This is a genomic window from Mesorhizobium waitakense (assembly GCF_056431085.1).
The window spans coordinates 1-16,174 of the sequence record NZ_JBWKME010000141.1; the positions used below are offsets into that span (position 1 = coordinate 1).

The window sequence follows — 16,174 nt, forward strand, 5'->3', positions numbered from 1 at the left end:
GTATCGCCATGCGAGCTGACAAAACCGACCAGAGCTTCGCAGCCTTCATCAATCTTGCTGCTGCCGTCATAAACTCACGATGAATCTCAACAAGCCTTAGACCGGCTTTGCCGGCTTGCGCATCGCCGAATAGGTGAGCAGCGTTGAGGCAAGATACAGAAGCAGGAAGAGGACGTTGAGCGACAGCACCAGGTTCGGCGTGTCGAGGATGGTCGTCAGCACATAGGTCAGCAGCACCGCCTTTAGCCCGGCAAGCAGGCCGAGATTGAGCGCCCGCACCAGCGTCTGGCCGCGGGCGAACAGCAGCTCGGCCTGGTATTCGACCAGATTGCGCAGTCCCGGGACGCAGATCGCCAGCGCCACCAGAGGGGCGGCCTCGGCGACGTTCTTGCCGAGCGCATTGGGGAAGAAATGCAGCACGATGCCAAGCGTCAACAGCGCCAGCGTCGAGACCGCGAAAACGCCGCCTTCAATGCCGCTCTTGACCGCCAGCCGTGACAGCAGCTCCGGCGCGCGCATCATGCGCTGCACCAGCATCATCGAGAAGGTGCGGATCGGAATGGCCGTCAGGTCGACCAGCCGCATGATGATGGCGTAGATACCGGCCAGATGCGGTCCGCCGATCGCCAGGACCAGCAGCTTGTCGAACTCCATCTGCAGATAAAACAGCACTTCGGCCCCGGCCACGTAAATGGAGTCAGCCAGTCGCCGAAGATAAAGCTCGATGCGCAGCCGCAAACGCTGGCGCGGGTAGAAGAAGCCGAAGGCAATCAGCAACGAGGCGGCATTGGCGCCGATATAGAACCACGACCATATCCAGACGCTGTGTTGCGCCCAGAACATGAACAGCACCGCGCCGAGCGCCCGCAGCGCCGTCGCCAGGATGGCCAGCAGCGCGGCGCGGCCGAACTTGCCCAGGCCGTTGTTGACGATCAGCGCCACCTCCACCGGCCGCCACAACAGCGCTTCGGCAAAGACGATTGCCGCAAACACCGACAGCGGCACGGTGTCGGCGAAGAAGATCAGGTAGACGCCGAACGAGGCCGCGGCGAGCAGCGGCAGCGACAGCAGGCCGAGCAGCAGGAAGCCGGCGGTGAAGGTGCCGATCAGATTGGGGCGGATGGTGGCGGTGCGATAGAGTGCCGAGATGAACCCGAAGGCGAGAATGCGCGACAGCATGACGCCGGCCGCCGATGCGGTGGCGAACATGCCGAATTCGGAAATCGACAGCGTGTTGGCCAGCGCGATGAAATAGGCGAGTGAAAACACCAGTCGCCCGCCGGCGCCGCTGATCGCCGAGAAATAGTCGCGCAGCAGCCCCCGTCGTTCGGCCAAAAAAGTGCCGATCCGGGCGAGGGTGGGCCGCCTTTGCGGTATGTCACTGGCTTGCGTCATATCTCCAGGGAGAGCTTAGGTCGGAAAACTTAACGTGCCGTTCTGGAGCCCAGGGGCATGTTGAAAAATAGGTGCTGGCGGAGGGAGAAACGGGGGCTTCGGCGGGCGAAAATTAACCTTTTGTTTTCCATGCCTGTTTAGCGTGGCTTAACGAATGGCGAAGCGCCGTTTGCAGGCCGCCAAGGGTAAAGCTCCAGACGATGGTCGACAGGGAAAACCGTGAAGACTGGAAGCGCGAGCGTTCGCTGCTGGCGCTCGGCAAGGCTGTGCGCGGCGACGACGAACCCGACGCGTCCCTGGTCTCGATCGGGGACCGGGCGGACCCGTCATGGCGCGAGGATGCCGCCACGCGTCATCGTCTCGCCCGGTCACAGCGCGAAGCGCGGACGAGCCCTTCGCAGCGCGAGGCGCTGTCGAATCCGAAGCTGTCGGATGCCGTTGCAACAGATGGATATCAGGCCGGCTATGAGCCAGCTTCGTCTGCGCAGGTGCCGCCTGAAGGCGGTCCATCCGCCGACGATTTTTCGGCAACCAGGCCGGCATCATCGGGCTATGCGCAAACCACGTCCCGGACGGAGTCTGTTGCTGCCGCAACCCCAGGCCCCGATCGCGAACCCAATCATTCAGGCGACGCGCCGGCGCCCCACGGCGACAGTGCGGACAGCCAGCAGTGGAAGCCGCTGATCGATCCGATGCAAGTCGTCCGCGGCGTTGGCAAGTCGAAGCTGCTGATCGTGGCGACGACGATACTGGGTGCCGGGCTCGGCATCGCCATCGCGCTGTCGACGCCGAAGAAATACGAAGCCACCACAGAACTGATCGTCGATCCGCGCGACCTGAAGCTCACCGACCGCGACCTCACCCAGTCGGTCGTCGCCTCCGACGCCACGCTGGCCATCGTCGAAAACCAGGTCCGGGTGCTGACGTCCGGCACCGTTTTGAACAAGGTCGTCGACAAGCTCAATCTCGTCAACGACCCGGAATTCAATGGGCAGGGCAGTGGCGGCCTCAGCGTCATGTCGCTCATCCGCTCCATCCTGTCACGCCACGACGGGCCGGGCGGTGTCGACGAGACCCGCCGCCGGGCGCTTACTGTCGGCAATCTGGGCGAAAGCCTTTCGGTCGAGCGCGGCGGCAAGACCTTCGTCATCACCGTCAGCGCCACCACCCAGAATGGCGAGAAATCGGCTCTCATCGCCAACACGATGACGGATGTCTTCCTGCAGACCTTCGGCCAGATCCAGTCCGATACAGCCGGCCGCGCCACCGACGAACTGACGGCCAGGCTTGACGAGCTGCGCAAGGGTGTCGAAGCAGCCGAACGCAAGGTCGAGGATTTCAGGGCCACGCACGACCTTGTCGACGCGCAGGGCCACCTCATCAGCGACGATGAGATGCTGAAGCTCAACGAGCAGCTGTCGGTTGCGCGCGCCCGCACCCTCGAGCTCAATGCCCGGGCCGCTTCGGCGCGTTCGGTCGACGTCAACTCGGTTCTCACCGGCACCTTGCCGGAGGAGATCAATTCCAACACGATGAGCGATCTGCGTTCGCAATATGCGTCGCTCAAGCAGGAGGCTGACCGTGCCGCTATCCGGTTTGGTCCGCGGCACCCCGAACTCCAGGCGCTCAATGCTCAGCTTGCGGGTGCACGCGATCGCATCGCCGGGGAGCTGCGCCGCATCGGCTCGTCGCTGCAGGTCGATCTCAAGCGCGCGGTCCAGCTCGAACAGGATCTCGCCTCTCGTCTGGCGCAGCTGAAGGTTCGCAGCGGTGACGTCAACAGCGACCTGGTGTCGATGCGTGAACTGGAGCGCGAGGCTGCCGCCAAGCGTTCCGTCTATGAACAGTATCTGCTGCGCGCCAAGGAGACCGGCGAGCAGAAGGACATCAACACCGCCAACATCAATGTGATCTCGAAGGCCTTCGCTCCGCTTGAGCCGAATGGGCCGTCGCGAGTCGTGGTGGCGCTTGCCGGCCTGTTGCTCGGTTTTGCGTCGGGCGTCGGGCTCGGCGCCATGCGTGGCGCCTACGAGAGCCTGCGTGAGACCGCCACGTCGCGCTCGCACCGCAATCGCGGCACGGACGAACGCCGGACGCCTTACGAAGACAAGGCATATCAGGCAGCACCGCCACCAAAACCGCCAGCACCGCAGCCGGCGGCACTGCCACCTGCACCGCCCCCGCCACCGCCTGCGCCACCCGCGCCTGTTCAACAGGCTGACGTCACGCCGACCGAAGGTCCCGGTCGGATCAGTGCGTTGCTGTCGAAGCTGCGCAAGGCCATGTCCCGCAAGCAGTCCCCGCAGGACACCATCGAAACCGGTGAATGGGTCTCGCCCTTTGCCGATGGGAAGCCAACGGAAGATCTGACGCACCCCGCCTATTCCCAGTCGGCAGCGGCCTTTGCGCCCCTGCAGCCGGCCGCGGCGGCCTATCCGCCGCCACCTTTCCGGCCAGGCGGCCGTGTTCCCTATCCGCAACAGACGGCGCAGCCGCCATTACCTCCCCATATGGTGCCGCAGCGATCGTATTCGGGTCCGCAGGCCTATCCCTATGGGCAGCCGTTAGGCCTTCCGCAGGCGCAGCACTGGCAGGTGCCGCAGCAGCCGGGCTATCCCTACCCGCAGCCCATGCCCCATGGCGGGCAGATGTGTTATCCGCCCCACCCCGCTTCCGCGCCTCATCCGCAACAGCCCACCGCGCCGCAGCAGGCAGCTCAGCCTGACGAGCCATCGGTGGAGGCGCCCCGGGCGGCGGAGGATGTCGAACGGCAAGCCCCGATCGACGAAATCCGCGCCAGCCTGCGCGAATTCCGCGAAGCCGTCCGCGAACTTACCGAGACCCGCGCGCGCCGCCGCTACTTCTGAGCCACAAAATAAGTCGCGCTGCCGAACAAAAACATGCCGGTTTCGCGTAAACGGCATGGGACGGCGCTTTGACGGGATTGCGTGTTGGAATTTTCGTGAAAATGCCGCGCTGCATGGTGCCGAGGGCACGCTTCCGAGTTTGATCGGGGCGCGCGGTTTCGCGGCATGCGTCAGACAAGGATCCAGGGTGCCGCATTCATGTTTTCGATGCGGCCGTTTGGGCGGAACGGTGTTGAGGGTGGACCATGGCCGAAGTGATTGATGGGAAGAGCGTCGCCGAAGACGTGGTGCGGACGGTCAAGACCCTGACGGCCGAACTTGTCGCGAAAGGCAAGGCCAAACCCGGTCTTGCCGTGGTCATCGTCGGTGAGGATCCGGCCAGCCAGGTCTATGTCGCTTCCAAGTCGCGCACCGCCAAGGAATGCGGCTTTCATTCCGTCCAGCACACGCTGCCGGCCGAAACCTCCGAGTCGGCATTGCTGAAGATCATCGGCGATCTCAACGCCGATCCGGCCATCAACGGCATCCTGGTGCAGCTTCCGCTGCCCGCCCATATCGACGCCGGCAAGATCATCCAGACCATCGCGCCGGAAAAGGATGTCGATGGCTTCCATTTCATCAATGTTGGCAAGCTCGGCACCGGCGAACTCGAGACCGCCTTCGTGCCTTGCACGCCGGCCGGCTCAATGCTTTTGATCGAGCGCGTGCGCGGCAAGGACCTGTCCGGCCTCAACGCGGTCGTCGTCGGCCGCTCCAACATCGTCGGCAAGCCGATGGCCAACCTCCTGCTTGCCGCCAACTGCACCGTCACCATCGCCCACAGCCGCACCAGGGACCTGCCGGCGCTTGCCCGCACCGCCGACATTCTCGTCGCGGCGGTCGGTCGGCCGGAGATGATCAAGGGTGATTGGGTGAAGCCCGGCGCCACGGTCATCGATGTAGGCATCAACCGCATTCCGGCGCCGGAAAAGGGCGAGGGCAAGTCGCGCCTCGTCGGCGATGTCGCCTATGCCGAAGCGGCGAAGGCCGCCGGCGCCATTACGCCGGTGCCGGGTGGTGTCGGGCCGATGACCATTGCCATGCTGATGGCCAATACGTTAGCCTCTGCCTACCTCGCGGCCGGATTGAAACGGCCGTCCTTCTGACCCACCAGAAAGCCGCAGCTTTGCCGAACCCAACTGTTCCTGTAGAACGGCCGGTCATGACGGATCCCGTTCAAGGCGGCCGGCAGTTCGCTTTCCTGCTGGTCGACAAGTTCTCGATGTTCTCGCTGGCCGCGGCGATCGATACGTTCCGATCGGCGAACCGGTTGCTTGGCCGCGACTTCTACGGCTGGACGACGGTCTCCGCGGATGGCGATCCGGTGATGGCCTCCAATGGCCTGCCGCTGAAGATCGACTATGCCGTTGCCGACCTGCCGCCGGTCGACATCCTCTTCGTGTCGGTCGGACTGACGACGGAATTTCCCGGCAAGAGCAAGGTGCTGGCGGCGCTGCGCAGCTGGGGCCGGCGCGGCAACGCGCTCGGTGCGCTGTCGGTCGGCTCCTACCTGCTTGCCGAGGCCGGCCAGCTCGAAGGCTATCGCTGCACCATCCATTGGGAAAACCGCGCCGGCTTCGTCGAACGCTTTCCCGACATCAACTGCACGGGCAATGTCTTCGAGATCGATCGCAAGCGCTACACATGCGCCGGCGGCACCACATCGATCGACCTGATGCTGGAGATCGTACGCGGCGATTTCGGCTCCAACCTCGCCAATGGAGTCGCCAACCAGTTCCAGCACGAGCGCATCCGCTCGGCCGGCGACCGCCAGCGTGTCGGGCCGGAGCGCGATCTCACAGGCAAGTCGGAGAAGCTCAGGCGCATCGTCGAACTGATGGCCGACCACCTCGATGAGCCGCTGTCGGCGGTGCAGCTGGCCAAATCCGCCGGCCTGTCGGTGCGCCAGGTCGAGCGCCTGTTCCTGCGCCATCTCAGCGTCACGCCGGGCCGTTATTATATGCGGCTGCGGCTGGAGCGGGCGCGCGAATTGCTGCGCCAGACCAACATGCCGATCCTCGACGTGGCGATCGCCACGGGCTTCACCTCGCATTCCTATTTTGCCCAGAGCTACCGGCTGCAATTCGGCAGGCCGCCCTCGGAAGAGCGCCGCACGACCTACTGAGCGGAGATTTTCGCTTCCGCTCAAAAGTTTGACATTCCGTCCCCTCCCAGCCGCGCCCGGCCTTGTGTCCTGACGCTGCGTCAAATAGCTTCCCGCCCGGATCGGGGCGGATTTGAGGAGATTTCGATGGCGGGATTTGCACGGAGCGTCGCTGCGGCGATCCTCCTTTTGTCGATGACGACGTTCGGCTTTGCCGCAAACAAGGTCATCATCATTCTCGATGCCTCTGGCTCCATGTGGGCGCAGATCGACGGCAAGCCCAAGCTCGAAATCGCCCGTGAATCGCTGAGAACCGTGCTTCAATCGGTTCCCGCCGATGATGAAATCGGGTTCATGGCCTATGGCCATCGCGAAAAAGGCAGCTGCGACGACATCCAGTTGATCGTGCCGCCACAGGCAGGCTCGGCGAGCGCCATCTCGGCCGCCGCCGACAGCCTGAAATTCCTCGGCAAGACACCGCTGACCGCCGCCGTCAAGCAGGCGGCCGAAGCGTTGAAATACACCGAGGACAAGGCGACCGTCGTCCTCATCACCGACGGGCTCGAAACATGCGGCGGCGACCCCTGCGCGCTTGGCAAGGAACTCGAGGCGTCCGGCGTCGATTTCACCGCTGACGTCGTCGGCTTCGGCCTCACCGCCGACGAAGGCAAGCAGATCGCCTGCCTCGCCGACAACACCGGCGGCAAGTACATCCAGGCCTCCGATGAGAAGGCGTTGCAGGAGGCGCTAGTCGAGACGGTGGCGGCACCAGCGCCAGCACCCGCTCCTGCTCCTGAACCGGCTCCCGCCCCGACGCCTGCGCCGGAGCCCGCGAAACCGGAATTCAACTTCCAGCCGACGGTGGTGATGGCCGAAGGTGGCGAGCCGATCACCGACGGCAACGCCTGGGAGATCTACAAGGCGAACTCCGACGGCTCGCGCGGGGATTCCGTGACCACCGAATATAGCGCCTACAAGGGCAATCTCGAGCCCGGCGACTATGTCGTCGTTGCACGCGACGACGAGGCCAAGGTGGAGCAGAAATTCAAGATCGAGGCCGGCCAGGTCTACAAGCCGCTGTTCACCTTGAACGCGGGCACCATGCTCATTCATCCGCGGCCGAGCCAGGGCGCCGACATCAGTAACGAGGCCCATGTCGACTTCACCTATCCCGGCGGTAACACCACCCACTATGGCGACACCAAGATCATCGTGCCGGCGGGTGAGCAGAAGGTCACGGTCCAGATCGGCAGCGGCTCGGTGGTTGAGACCATCCAGCTCGCCGCCGGGCAGACGATCGAAAAGGACGTCATCGTCGGCGTCGGGCACGTCGTGTTCAACGCTTATTATGTCACCGGCGGCGACAAGGCCGACAGTTCCGGCCTCGGCTTCCAGATCGTCAAGGCGAAGAAGAAGATCGACGGTTCACGCGACGATGTCGAGCATTCCTATGGACCGGACAGCAAGTTCTGGCTGCCGCCGGACGACTATGTCGCGCTCACCACGCTTGATCTTGCAACCGTCGAACAGCCGTTCAGCGTCAAGGTCGGCGACAATCAGGACATCAAGGTGCCGCTCGATGCCGGCGTTCTGGCGATGTCGGCCCCTGGCGCCTATTCGATCGAGGTCCTGTCGCCGAAAAAGGACATCCAGGGCAAGCGCAAGGCGCTTGGCCTGAGCTATGGCGATACCTGGCAGCAGACCATTCCGGCGGGCGACTACGTGGTCGTCAGGCACATGTCCGATGACGGCCATGACAAGGAAATGCCGGTGACGATCAAGTCCGGCGAACGGACCGAAATCACCGTCACGCCATGACGGCCATCTGACCGGCAAAAAGGGCGGCCTCGAGCCGCCCTTTTTTCATGGACGGGACGGTTCTGCCGTCAAGCTGTGCCGAAGGCGCTGGCGCCATGGTCGGCACGGCCCACCAATTGCCGGAAGCCTGCGAAAAGCTCGCGGCCGAAACCGAATTCATTGCCGATGAGGTCGGCGTCGGCCGTACGGCGCAGAGCGAAGTCGCCGGCCGGCACCAGCACTTCCAGCGTTCCGGCGTCGGCATCAAGCCGGATGATGTCGCCCTCATGGATCCTGGCGATCGGCCCTTCCTCGACTGCTTCCGGCGTGACATGGATCGCGGCCGGCACCTTGCCGGAGGCACCCGACATGCGCCCGTCGGTGACCAGCGCCACGCGCTGGCCACGGTCCTGCAGGATGCCGAGCACGGTGGTCAGCTTGTGCAGTTCCGGCATGCCGTTGGCCTTCGGCCCCTGGAAGCGGATGACGGCGATGAAGTCGCCGGTCAGCGTTCCCGCCTTGAACGCCTCGTTCAATCCTTGCTGGCTGTCGAAGACCCTGGCCGGCGCCTCAATGATGCGCCGCTCCGGCTTCACCGCCGAGGTCTTGATGACGGCATGGCCGAGATTGCCCGAGAGCACTTTCAGGCCGCCGGTTGCCTGGAACGCCTTGCTGAACGGCGCCAGCACCTTCTCGTCGCCGCTTTCGCGCGGCGAGGCTTCGCGCACCACGCTGCCATCGGCGCCGAGCTTTGCCTCGACCGCATAGGGCCGCAGGCCTTCGCCCCACACCGTCTGCACATCCTCATGCAGGATGCCTTCGTCGAGCAGCTCGCGGATCAGGAAGCCGAGCCCACCCGCGGCGTGGAAATGGTTCACGTCGGCGAGACCATTCGGATAGACCCGCGCCAGCAGCGGCACCGCTTCCGACAGGTCGGAAATGTCCTGCCAGGTGATGGCGATACCGGCCGCCGCCGCCATGGCGATCAGGTGGATGGTGTGATTGGTCGAGCCGCCGGTGGCATGCAGGCCGACGACGCCGTTGACGATCGAGCGCTCGTCGATCATCCGCCCGACCGGCGTATAGGCGTTGCCGAGCGCGGTGATCGCCAGCGCCCGCTTCGTCGCCTCGCGGGTCAAGGCCTCGCGCAGCGGCGTGCCAGGATTGACGAAGGAAGCGCCCGGCGTATGCAGGCCCATGATCTCCATCAGCATCTGGTTGGAATTGGCCGTGCCATAGAAGGTGCAGGTACCCGGCCCGTGGTAGGACTTGGACTCGGCCTCCAGCAGTTCGGGCCGTCCCGCCTTGCCTTCGGCATAGAGCTGGCGGACCTTGGCCTTTTCGTCGTTCGGCAGGCCGGTGGTCATCGGCCCGGCCGGAATGAACACCGCCGGCAGATGGCCGAAGGTCAGTGCGGCGATCACCAGACCCGGCACGATCTTGTCGCAGACGCCCAGATAGACGGCGGCGTCGAACATGTTGTGCGACAGGCCGATCGCCGCGGCCATGGCGATCACATCGCGCGAAAACAGCGACAGCTCCATGCCGGGCTGGCCTTGCGTGACGCCATCGCACATTGCCGGCACGCCGCCGGCCACCTGGGCGATGCCGCCGGCCTCGCGCGCCGCGTCCTTGATCAGCGCCGGAAAGGTCTCGAACGGCTGATGCGCCGACAGCATGTCGTTGTAGGAGGTGATGATACCGAGGTTCGGCACCGTGTCCGCACCCAGCGCCAGCTTTTCCGAGGGGCTGCACACTGCAAAGCCGTGGGCGAGGTTGCCACAGGACAGCACGGCCCGGTTCGCGGTGCGGTTCGACGCTTCGGCGATGCGGCCGAGGTAGCGCTCGCGGCCTGGTCTGGAACGCTGGCGGATGCGTTCGGTGATGGCTTCGATGTCGCGTCTGGCGGTCATGGTGTCGGTCCTTTCAGGCGAGGTCCCGGAACACCCTCCGGCTGTCTGCCGGGACCCTCAGCACGTTCAAATCAGGGCGCCCAGAAAACCTCTACGGGCTTGGGTGCGGCGTCGAGCACGGCGCGGATCGGCTTTCGCGGTCCAGGTGCAACCGCACCGTCGAAGGCGGTGCGCTTGTCCTCGCCTTCGATGTGCAGCGCGATGAAGCCGGCATCGACAATGCGCGCCAGCGACAAGGTCAGCCGCGGCTCGACGGCGCTCGCCGCATGAACCGGCAGCACGATCCTGTCGGACGACGGGTCGAGCAGCTTTGCCAGATCATCGGCATCGGGAAAGAACGAGGCGGTGTGGCCGTCCGGTCCCATGCCGAGCACGACGACATCGAGCGGCCAGGGCAATGACTGCAGCGCTGCGTTGTCGGATGCCGCCGCATCCTCGATGCCGACGGCTTCGTGATAGAGCGGTACGAACCGTGCCGCCTTGGCCGCGTCCTGCAACAGATTGGCGGCCACCAGCCCGGCATTGGAGCGCGGCGAGGAGGCCGGCACGAAACGCTCGTCGACCAGCGTCACAATCACCTTGTCCCAGGCGATGGGTATCACCGAAAGGGCGGCGAAGAATTTGGCCGGGGTGGTGCCGCCGGAGACGGCGAGCAACCCTGTGCCGCGCTCGGCGATTGCCTTGGTCAGGCGCCCTGCGACATGGCCGGCAAGCGAGGCCGCCAGCTCCTGCCGCCCGGCAAAGCCGTTCCAGCTATAGGCGGCGCTGTTCAATTGCTCTCGTGCCATGTCCGCCCGTCACGTTCGATCAGCGCAATGGAGGCCGACGGTCCCCAGGTGCCCGCTGTGTAGCCCTGCGCTTCCTGTCTGGCGCTTTCCCAGGCGTTCTGGATCGGGTCGATCCATTTCCACGCCGCCTCGACTTCGTCGCGACGCATGAACAGGGTCTGGTTGCCACGGATGACATCCATGATCAGCCGTTCGTAGGCGTCCGGCGCGCGGCCGTCGAAGGATTGCGCGAAGCTCATGTCGAGCGAGATCTGGCGCAGCCGCATGCCGCCCGGACCCGGATCCTTGATCATGATGAACTGCTTGACGCCTTCGTCCGGCTGCAGCCGGATGACCAGCTGGTTGGCGAAGATCGGCCCGGCGCTGTCGCCGAAGATCGAATGCGGGATCGGCTTGAACTCGATGACAATTTCCGAAACCCGGGTCGCCAGCCGCTTGCCGGTCCGCAGGTAAAACGGAACGCCCGCCCAGCGCCAGGTGCCTATCTCGGCCTTGATGGCGACGAAGGTCTCGGTGTTGCTGTCGTGGGCAAGCTCCTCGACATAGCCCTTCACAGCGCCGCTGGCCGAGGCGCCGGCGCGGTACTGGCCACGCACAGTGTGCTTCGGCGCCTCGTTGCCGTTGATGCGCTTCAGTGCCCTGAGCACCTTCAGCTTCTCGTCGCGCACCGCGTCGGCGTCCATCGATGAAGGCGCTTCCATGGCAACCAGGCACAACAGCTGCAGTATATGGTTCTGCACCATGTCGCGCAGCGCGCCGGCCTTGTCGTAATAGGTGACCCGGTCTTCCAGCCCCACGGTCTCGGCCACGGTGATCTGCACGTGGTCGATATGGGCGGAATTCCACAGCGGCTCGTACAGCGCGTTGGCAAAGCGCAGCGCCATCAGGTTCTGCACCGTCTCCTTGCCGAGATAATGGTCGATGCGGAAGATCTGGCTCTCGTGGAAATCGTCACCGACCAGGTCGTTGAGTGCTCGCGCCGAGGCGAGATCGCGGCCGATCGGCTTCTCCAGCACGATGCGCGAGTTCGGCGTGATCAGCTTGTGCTCTTTGAGCTTGTGCGAGATATCGCCGAACAGCGCCGGCGCCACCGCCAGGTAGAAAGCGCGGATGCGGTCGCTATCGCCGATCGCCTTCTTCAGCTTGTCGAAGCCGGCGCCCGTCGTCGCGTCGGCCGAGACGTAGGAGAGGCGGGCGAGGAACGTCTTCAGTTCCTTGGCGTCGATATCGGCAGCCTTGACGTGGTCCGAGATCGCCTGTTTGGCGAAGGCCTGGAATTCCTCGTCGGTCATCTTCGAGCGCGACGTGCCGATGATGCGCGTCGGCTCGGAGAACTGATGGTCGCGCTGGCGATAGTAGAGCGACGGCAGAAGCTTGCGTTCCGACAGATCGCCGGTGCCGCCGAAAATGATGAAGTCGAAAGGATCGACGGGGATGATCTGGCTGGTCATGGTCTGTCCGCTCTGACGCCGGTCGCTGTGACGCGGCTGATATAATCTAATCGATTTAAATTTTCCAGTGCCATGGTGTCACATCTGAGTGTTGCGCCTGCCTCTTGACAGCCCGATACCTCGGAGGCTTGTCGACAGGCGCGGCCCCGGAAGCCTTCGCAGTTGCAGCATAGAGCGGGATCGAAGCGAAAGCCAAAGGAGAAATCGGCGATGACCGCACATCTTTCGACCAAGCCGGTTAGAAGTCGTGGCCCGGCTGGAAGTCGTGGCACGGTCAGAAGCCGTGGCTTTGCATGTGCCGCGGGCACTCCGGTCGATCGTCACCAATCATGAGCGGGAAAAGCATGCGTCTGGAAAACAAGGTTGCCGTCATAACCGGTGCGGCGGCGGGCTTTGGCGAGGGCATCGCCAGGCGCTTTGCGCAGGAAGGGGCCAGGGTCGTCGTCGCCGACCTCAACGCCAAGGGCGCGGAGCGTGTCGCCAGCGAAATCGGTGAGGCGGCGATCTGGACCCAGACCGATGTTTCGCTGCGATCCGAATTCGACGAGATGGTCTATGCCGCCAAGAGCGCCTTCGGCCGCATCGACATCATGGTCAACAATGCCGGCTACACCCATCGCAACGGCGACATGCTCAACGTCGACGAGGAGACCTTCGACCTGATCACCGCCGTCAACATGAAGGCGATCTATCACGCCGCACGCGCCGTGGTGCCGATCATGGATCGGCAAGGCGGCGGCGTTATCCTGACCACGGCATCCACCGCCGGTCTGCGGCCGCGGCCCGGCCTCACCTGGTACAATGCCTCGAAGGGCTGGGCGATTACCGCCACCAAGTCGATGGCGGTGGAACTGGCGCCGAAGAACATCCGTGTGAACTGCCTCTGCCCGGTTGCCGGCGAGACCGGCATGCTGGAGAAGTTCATGGGCGCCGACACGCCTGAAATCCGCGAGAAGTTCCGCGCGTCGATCCCGCTCGGCCGGCTTTCGACACCACTCGATATCGCCAACGCCGCACTCTGGTTGGCGTCGGATGAAGCCGCCTTCATCACTGGTGTGGCGCTGGAGGTCGACGGCGGACGCTGCATCTGAAAGCGCCAATGCCCCGAAAATCGGTACCGATTTTCGGAAAGGAACATGGGCAAATCAAAATGCTGCACGGAGGCAGCGTTTCGGCGACGGGTCTATCTCTTGTCTTGACGCAATTCCCTAAGGGAAAGCGCTACGCGCTTTTCCCGGGGAAACCGCTTCACACTTTTCCTGAAATTGCTCGAGGCGTCAGGCGCCGGTCTTGATGTAGGTCTTGTAGATCCAGCCGGTCTTGCCGTTGTAGGTGATCTGGCACCACTTCTTGCAGCTCATCACTTGCACCGAGCTTTTGGCTGGCACCGTGAGGATAGCGGCCGCATTCTTCTTCGGGCCGCTGCGCATGGTCACCGCCCGCAGGATCCGTCCGGTTCCGGCGGCCTCGACTTTGCGTGGCTTCGCCTTGGCCTCGCTGTCGTCGTCTTCAGCCGCTGCGGGCTGCTCTGACGGCACTTGCGGCTGCACCGCCGGGATGGCGGCGGTTTTCGCGTCATCGGGATGGCTACCCGCCGGCGGAGTGGGGGCGGCAACCTTGGCAAGTTCGCTGGCCGCATCGCTATCGGCTGCAGGTTGCGCGAATGCCACCGCGGCTTTGTCCGGTGCCTGTTTAGCCTGGTTCGCCACCTGGCCGGGTGCAGGCGTACCGGCAGCGGATGCGGCCTTCGACTGCGAACCGGTCCAACGCGGATCATTGGCTGGCAGCGCCGGTATGGTGGCTTGCGCGGCCGCCACGGTCGGCAAAATCTTGTCCGACTTGCGCGCCGCCTGCGGCACGGCTGCTGCAGCCACAGTTGCTCCCGCCGGAGCGATTTTCGTCGTTTTCACCGGAATGGTTGGAATGGTCTGCTCGGGGCTCGCCGCCGCTTGCCTGTCATTGGCCGGCAATGCCAGCCACAGCGCCACCGCGGCGACACCAAGCAGTGCGGCGGTGCCGATCGCGGCGATCACCAGATGCGAATTCGAGCGGACCTCCTGCCAGAAGGACGGCCGCATGTCATATCCGAACTGCATGGCAAAGCGCCGACGTTCCGGCGTACCGAAACTGAAGGGCTCTCTCACTCTTGCCACCTCCATAAGCGGGCCGATGTTCTTCCGATCAAATGCCAAGAACCTGGCGCCAGATCTGCATCAGTCCCAAGAATCAAAGCGGGCAAGCCCGCAGAATTCCCCGTTAGTCGCCCACAACCGGCATCTTTATATCGGCGATTGTGGCATCACTACGCCCTCGTTAGGGATTCTGCTCCTTTGGTGGGGATTCTGCAATGTGCCGTTACGGCAACAAATATTACAACAATATTACATAGATGAGAGCGATCCTGTCCGCCCGGAGCACGATCCCGAAAAGTGGCATCCGGTTTTCGCTGGAGATCATGCTCCAACAAAGCAGCTACAGCTTCTAGATCCTGTCCCGCAGCGCGAACCAGTTGAGCGCCAGGAACAGCAGCGGTGCGCGGAAGCGCCGGCCGCCCGGGAACGGCGGAATCTTCAGATCCTCGATCAGCTTCAGCCGGTCGCGGTTGCCGGCGACGGTTTCAGCATAGAGCTTGCCGAAGAAGTTCGACAGCATGACGCCGTGGCCGGAATAGCCGCCGGCCGAGATCACATTGGGCATCACTTCGCGCACGAACGGCTTGCGCGGCACTGTGATGCCGACATAGCCGCCCCAGCCATGCGTGATCTCGACATCCCTGAGTGCCGGATAAAGTTCGACGATCTGACGGCGGATGTGGATGTGGATGTCCTTCGGATCGTTGACGCCATAGACTTCACGTCCGCCGAACAGCAGCCGCCCGTCCTTCGATCTGCGGAAATAGCGCACGACGAAGCGGGAATCGTCGACCGCCTCGCCGCCCGGCAGCACTGTCGAGTCCGCGCCTAGCGGCACCGTTGCGCCGATGAACGAACCGATCGGCATGATGTGCGCGGCACTCACCGGCTCAAGTGTGCCGCCATAGGCGTTGACCGCGATCAGGCATTTCTGCGCTGTCAGCGTGCCTCTCGGTGTCGAAACCTTGACCTTGCCGCCACTGGAAATGATGCCGGTCGATGGCGTCTCCTCGAACAGTTGCGCGCCGGCTTGCGCCGCCACCCGCGCGGTGCCGATCACCAGCTTCATCGGGTGGATGTGGCCGGTGCCGGTGTCGCGCGTGCCGCCAAAATAGGCAGTCGAGCCCAGCCGCTCCACCGTCTCCTTGGCATCCATGAACAAGATATGTGGGTAGGAAAAACGGCTCGCCATGATCTCGGCATGCGCCTTGTAGTCGTCGACATAGCGCGGCTTGTGCGCCACCGAGAGCTGGCCCGGCATATAGTCGATATCGATCTGGTTGGCGGCGGCGAACTCGAGGAGATCCGCCTTAGCCTCTTCGGCAAGGTCGAACAGCGCCTTGGCGCGGGAGAAGCCGTATTCGACTTCCAGGTCCTCGACCCAGGCGCGCTGGCCGGTGCCAAGCTGGCCGCCATTGCGCCCGGAGGCGCCATCGCCGAAGCGGTAGGCTTCAATCAGCACGACATTCGTGCCTGCCTTGGCAAGGTGAGCAGCCGCCGACAGGCCGGTGAAACCGCCGCCGATGATGACGACGTCACATGTCCGGTCGCCATCCAGCGGTGGATATTCCGCCCGTGGGCCGGCGGTGTCCTCATACCAGGAACGGCCGGGAGAAATCGGGGATTGGTAGGGCATGATGGAGGAAAGACTCGGCGATTCAGGAAGAGGAGGTGAAAAGCGAATAGCG

General features: G+C 64.0%; 11 protein-coding genes. 5 read left to right on the plus strand and 6 right to left on the minus strand.

Going from position 1 to position 16,174, the window contains the following annotated elements; genetic code table 11:
• Positions 1-96 precede the first annotated feature (96 nt).
• Positions 97-1,395 (minus strand): lipopolysaccharide biosynthesis protein, encoded by a 1,299-nt coding sequence (locus AC07FD_RS27625; RefSeq protein WP_478352417.1) that lies wholly within the window; start codon positions 1,393-1,395, stop codon positions 97-99.
• Positions 1,396-1,595: 200 nt separating this feature from the next.
• Here AC07FD_RS27625 and AC07FD_RS27630 point away from each other — a divergent pair, with 200 nt between their 5' ends.
• The 4 genes from AC07FD_RS27630 to AC07FD_RS27645 all read left to right on the plus strand — a co-directional run bounded on the left by AC07FD_RS27630 (position 1,596) and on the right by AC07FD_RS27645 (position 8,223).
• On the plus strand, positions 1,596-4,262 hold the full coding sequence (locus AC07FD_RS27630) for a GumC family protein (RefSeq protein WP_478352418.1): 2,667 nt from the start codon (positions 1,596-1,598) through the stop codon (positions 4,260-4,262).
• Positions 4,263-4,507: 245 nt separating this feature from the next.
• Entirely contained in the window at positions 4,508-5,407 is a 900-nt protein-coding gene (gene folD, locus AC07FD_RS27635; protein WP_478352419.1) for a bifunctional methylenetetrahydrofolate dehydrogenase/methenyltetrahydrofolate cyclohydrolase FolD, read from the plus strand.
• Positions 5,408-5,463: 56 nt separating this feature from the next.
• Entirely contained in the window at positions 5,464-6,426 is a 963-nt protein-coding gene (locus AC07FD_RS27640; RefSeq protein ID WP_013530232.1) for a GlxA family transcriptional regulator, read from the plus strand.
• Positions 6,427-6,552: 126 nt separating this feature from the next.
• Positions 6,553-8,223 (plus strand): vWA domain-containing protein, encoded by a 1,671-nt coding sequence (locus AC07FD_RS27645; RefSeq protein ID WP_478352420.1) that lies wholly within the window; start codon positions 6,553-6,555, stop codon positions 8,221-8,223.
• A gap of 68 nt (positions 8,224-8,291) precedes the next feature.
• Here AC07FD_RS27645 and edd read toward each other — a convergent pair whose 3' ends face one another.
• The 3 genes from edd to zwf form a co-directional block, all read right to left on the minus strand.
• Positions 8,292-10,115 carry a phosphogluconate dehydratase gene (gene edd, locus AC07FD_RS27650; RefSeq protein WP_478352421.1) on the minus strand — a complete coding sequence of 608 codons (1,824 nt, stop codon included), beginning with the start codon at positions 10,113-10,115 and terminating at the stop codon, positions 8,292-8,294.
• Between the two features lie 71 nt (positions 10,116-10,186).
• Entirely contained in the window at positions 10,187-10,903 is a 717-nt protein-coding gene (gene pgl, locus AC07FD_RS27655) for a 6-phosphogluconolactonase (protein WP_478352422.1), read from the minus strand.
• The gene (gene zwf, locus AC07FD_RS27660) at positions 10,885-12,354 is read right to left on the minus strand and encodes a glucose-6-phosphate dehydrogenase (RefSeq protein ID WP_478352423.1); all 1,470 of its coding nucleotides are present in this window, start codon (positions 12,352-12,354) and stop codon (positions 10,885-10,887) included. Before zwf ends, pgl begins: the two co-directional genes overlap by 19 nt.
• Before the next feature lie 344 nt (positions 12,355-12,698).
• On the opposite strand from zwf, the gene AC07FD_RS27665 reads away from it, so the two are divergent.
• Positions 12,699-13,445: an SDR family oxidoreductase gene (locus AC07FD_RS27665; RefSeq protein ID WP_095088868.1), complete on the plus strand. Its 747-nt coding sequence runs from the start codon at positions 12,699-12,701 to the stop codon at positions 13,443-13,445.
• Positions 13,446-13,631: 186 nt separating this feature from the next.
• Here AC07FD_RS27665 and AC07FD_RS27670 read toward each other — a convergent pair whose 3' ends face one another.
• Together AC07FD_RS27670 and AC07FD_RS27675 are read right to left on the minus strand one after the other, a co-directional pair.
• A complete protein-coding gene (locus tag AC07FD_RS27670; RefSeq protein WP_478352424.1) occupies positions 13,632-14,498 on the minus strand; it encodes an SH3 domain-containing protein in 867 nt (288 codons plus the stop codon).
• 337 nt (positions 14,499-14,835) lie between these two features.
• Positions 14,836-16,122, minus strand: a complete 1,287-nt coding sequence (locus AC07FD_RS27675; RefSeq protein WP_478352425.1) for an NAD(P)/FAD-dependent oxidoreductase — start codon at positions 16,120-16,122, stop codon at positions 14,836-14,838.
• Positions 16,123-16,174 lie beyond the last annotated feature (52 nt).

Bases quoted from the DNA above. Each gene is read 5' to 3' on its own strand.
- AC07FD_RS27625 (WP_478352417.1), bottom strand. From the start codon at position 1,395: ATGACGCAAGCCAGTGACATACCGCAAAGGCGGCCCACCCTCGCCCGG.
- AC07FD_RS27630 (WP_478352418.1), top strand. From the start codon at position 1,596: ATGGTCGACAGGGAAAACCGTGAAGACTGGAAGCGCGAGCGTTCGCTG.
- folD (WP_478352419.1), top strand. From the start codon at position 4,508: ATGGCCGAAGTGATTGATGGGAAGAGCGTCGCCGAAGACGTGGTGCGG.
- AC07FD_RS27640 (WP_013530232.1), top strand. From the start codon at position 5,464: ATGACGGATCCCGTTCAAGGCGGCCGGCAGTTCGCTTTCCTGCTGGTC.
- AC07FD_RS27645 (WP_478352420.1), top strand. From the start codon at position 6,553: ATGGCGGGATTTGCACGGAGCGTCGCTGCGGCGATCCTCCTTTTGTCG.
- edd (WP_478352421.1), bottom strand. From the start codon at position 10,115: ATGACCGCCAGACGCGACATCGAAGCCATCACCGAACGCATCCGCCAG.
- pgl (WP_478352422.1), bottom strand. From the start codon at position 10,903: ATGGCACGAGAGCAATTGAACAGCGCCGCCTATAGCTGGAACGGCTTT.
- zwf (WP_478352423.1), bottom strand. From the start codon at position 12,354: ATGACCAGCCAGATCATCCCCGTCGATCCTTTCGACTTCATCATTTTC.
- AC07FD_RS27665 (WP_095088868.1), top strand. From the start codon at position 12,699: ATGCGTCTGGAAAACAAGGTTGCCGTCATAACCGGTGCGGCGGCGGGC.
- AC07FD_RS27675 (WP_478352425.1), bottom strand. From the start codon at position 16,122: ATGCCCTACCAATCCCCGATTTCTCCCGGCCGTTCCTGGTATGAGGAC.